General features: G+C 66.3%; 4 protein-coding genes. All 4 read left to right on the top strand.

Features of this window, described 5'->3' with window-relative positions; translation table 11 throughout:
* Positions 1-759 (top strand): biotin-independent malonate decarboxylase subunit beta (locus V7080_RS25030; protein WP_334191087.1); only part of this gene is annotated, 759 nt, incomplete at its 5' end.
* Between the two features lies 1 nt (position 760).
* Positions 761-1,477 carry a biotin-independent malonate decarboxylase subunit gamma gene (mdcE, locus tag V7080_RS25035; protein ID WP_334191088.1) on the top strand — a complete coding sequence of 239 codons (717 nt, stop codon included), beginning with the start codon at positions 761-763 and terminating at the stop codon, positions 1,475-1,477.
* Positions 1,461-2,129, top strand: a complete 669-nt coding sequence (gene mdcG, locus V7080_RS25040) for a malonate decarboxylase holo-[acyl-carrier-protein] synthase (RefSeq protein ID WP_334191089.1) — start codon at positions 1,461-1,463, stop codon at positions 2,127-2,129. Before mdcE ends, mdcG begins: the two co-directional genes overlap by 17 nt.
* The coding region (locus tag V7080_RS25045; RefSeq protein ID WP_334191090.1) for a triphosphoribosyl-dephospho-CoA synthase at positions 2,126-2,936 on the top strand (811 nt) is incomplete at its 3' end. The genes mdcG and V7080_RS25045, both read left to right, overlap by 4 nt.

A 2,936-nucleotide genomic window follows, 5' to 3' on the forward strand; every position in this document is an offset into this window, starting at 1 on the left:
TTCGATGACGGCGTGGTGATCGGCAGCGGACGGCTGCATGGCGCGGCGGTACTGGCTGCGGCGCAGGAAGGCGGATTCATGGGCGGCGCGGTCGGCGAGGTGCATGGCGCAAAGCTGGTCGGCCTGCTCAAGCGCGCCGTCATCGAACGGGCCGGCGCCGTGCTCCTGCTGCTGGAAACCGGCGGGGTGCGCCTGCATGAAGCCAACGCAGGACTGATCGCCGTATCCGAAGTCATGCGCGCGGTGCTCGACACGCGCGCCGCAGGCATTCCGGTCATCGTCCTCATCGGCGGCGCCAACGGCTGCTTCGGCGGCATGGGCATCGTCGCCCGCTGCGCCAACGCGATCATCATGTCGGAAGAAGGGCGGCTCGCCATGTCGGGGCCGGAAGTCATCGAGACGGCGGCGGGCGTGGAGGAATTCGATTCGCGCGACCGGGCGCTGGTGTGGCGCACCACCGGCGGCAAGCACCGCTACCTGCTCGGCGATTGCCACGTCATCGTGCCGGACGAGATCGGCGCATTCCGCGATGCCGCGTTCAGTGCGATGCAGGACGCGGACCGGTCGGAGGTGGCGCTCACGCTCGCCGAGCTCGACGCCGAACAGGAACTTCTGCAGCAACGGCTTGCAAGGTTCGGTGGGCGTTCCGATCCGGTCGAGATATGGACCGACCTCGGCATCGCCAATCCCGCGGCCGTGCCGATGCTGGATGCCGAGACATTCAACACGATTGCGCACGCACATCGGACAGGAAGCTGACATGGACTGGCAGACGCTCGCCTCGCATTTGTTCCCGGAAGGGCATGACATCGCCGAGCAGGACTTTTTCCTGTCCGGAACGGCATCCGTGGCCGGGCGCCCGGTGACGGTGATCGGCACCACCGGGCATACGCCGATCGGCGTCGAGATCGCGCTGGCGCAGGCGAAGGCGGTGCTCGATACCGTGCGCTCCCATCCCGGCCGGCCCATCATCATCCTGGTCGATACGCAGGGCCAGCGCCTGCGGCATCGCGATGAAATGCTTGGCATTAACAGCTACATGGCCCATCTCGGCAAATGCATCGAACTGGCGCGACGGCGCAATCACAAGGTCATCGGCCTGGTGTACGACCAGGCGCTGTCCGGCGGCTTCATCACCAGCGGCCTGCTGGCCGATGCCTGCTATGCGCTGCCGGACGCGACCATCCGCGTGATGGGCTTGCCGGCGATGGCGCGCATCACCAAGGTGCCGGAAGAGAGGCTGACCGAACTGGCAAAGGACAACCCGGTATTCGCGCCCGGCGCACACAATTACCTGGTGATGGGCGGACTGGAAGCCATCTGGGACAAGGATCTCGCCGACAATCTGCAGAGTGCGCTGGACACGGCGACCCAGGCGGACCGGCGCAGCGAACTCGGCGCGGCGCGCGGCGGCAGGAAATGGTCGCAGCGGGTCGTGCAGGCGGTACTGGCTGAAGGCCATGCTCGCGCGGCATAGCCTTGCCTGGCTGACGCCGGCGGGATGGCGGGAGGCCGAGGCGGCGAGTGACAGAGATTGCCGTGACGCGATCACGCGGTGGCGGCAGGCGGACTGGCCCACGATCGTGCGCAGGCGCGACGCGGATGCCGGGGATGAACAATGCGCTGTCGGACTCGCGCTGCCGCCGGACCCGGCGAGCGGCTACAAAAAGCGGATTGCATTGCAGGCGTCTCTTGTCCACGTCGATAAAGTATTGCCGCCGCTAGCGATGGAAGAGGCGATTGCCGAAGCGCCGTCTCCGTGGCGAGAACCTCTCGCCGAACTGGCGCGGACGGCCCGCAGCGCAGGCATGACGCTCCGTGTCTACGGTTCGCTCGCGCTGCAGACGCTCACCGGGCAGGCCTACCTGACCGCGTCGTCGGATATCGATGTCCTCTGCTATCCGGTCACGCGGGAGCAATTGACCGTGATGCTCGGGTTCCTGCAGGCGACGGCGGCGCATGTGCCGCTCGATGGCGAGATCGTGTTTCCCTCCGGCCAGGCGGTGGCGTGGAAGGAATGGCTGGCGGCGGAAAACGGTCCGACCGGCGTGCGTGTCCTGGTGAAGGAATGGGATGGCGTCTACCTCGCGAAGCTTTCGGAATTGCACGACACGCTGGAGAGGAAATGACGAACGGCATGGCGACAGCGCCGAATTCCCTTGCAGGGCGACTGCCGCCTCCGTTGCAATGGGACCGGATCGCCGACAGGGCCTTCAGCGCGGAGGTCGGGCGCATCGCGATCGCCAGCCTGCATGACGAGCTCGTGCTCTACCCGAAGCCGGGCCTGGTCTCGCCGGTCGACAACGGCAGCCATGACGACATGAGCGCCGAAACGTTTTTCCGCAGCCTGTTTTCGTTGCGTCACTATTTCGTCCGTATGACCGAAGCAGGCCAGCGCAATGCGCCGTTTCATGCGTTGAAGGCGCTCGGCATTGCGGCGGAGGAGCGCATGCTGCGGGCAACCGGCGGCATCAATACGCATCGCGGCGCGATCTTCGCGCTCGGCATGCTGTGTGCCGCCGTGGGGCACTGCCATGGCAGGCAGGTGGTGCTGTCGCCGTCGGCGATCAGGCAGGCGCTCATCGGCGAATGGGGCGCGGACCTGGCTGCGCATACGCGGCATGGCGATGCCGGGTCGCATGGTTTGCAGATGGCAAAGCGGCATTCGGTCACCGGCGCGCGCGAGGAAGCGGCGCTGGGCATGCCTTCGGTGTTTGAAGTGGCGTTGCCACGCCTGCAGGTCACGATGGCGACGACAGGATGCTGGGAACGGGCGCGTATCGAAGCGCTCTTCGCATTGATGGCCTGTGTCAGCGATACGAATGTGTACTACCGGGGCGGGGAAGCGGGTGCGCAGGTCGTGAAACTGTGTGCCAACGACTTCGTGGCACGCGGCGGAACAGCGGCGGCTGACTGGAAGGCGTATGCGATTGCCT

The organism is Noviherbaspirillum sp. (genome assembly GCF_036846085.1).
Classification (GTDB): Bacteria; Pseudomonadota; Gammaproteobacteria; order Burkholderiales; family Burkholderiaceae_D; genus Noviherbaspirillum.

What these genes read in the sequence shown, in the direction of transcription:
- mdcG (WP_334191089.1), top strand. Translation starts at nt 1,461, where the DNA reads ATGCTCGCGCGGCATAGCCTTGCCTGGCTGACGCCGGCGGGATGGCGG.
- mdcE (WP_334191088.1), top strand. Translation starts at nt 761, where the DNA reads ATGGACTGGCAGACGCTCGCCTCGCATTTGTTCCCGGAAGGGCATGAC.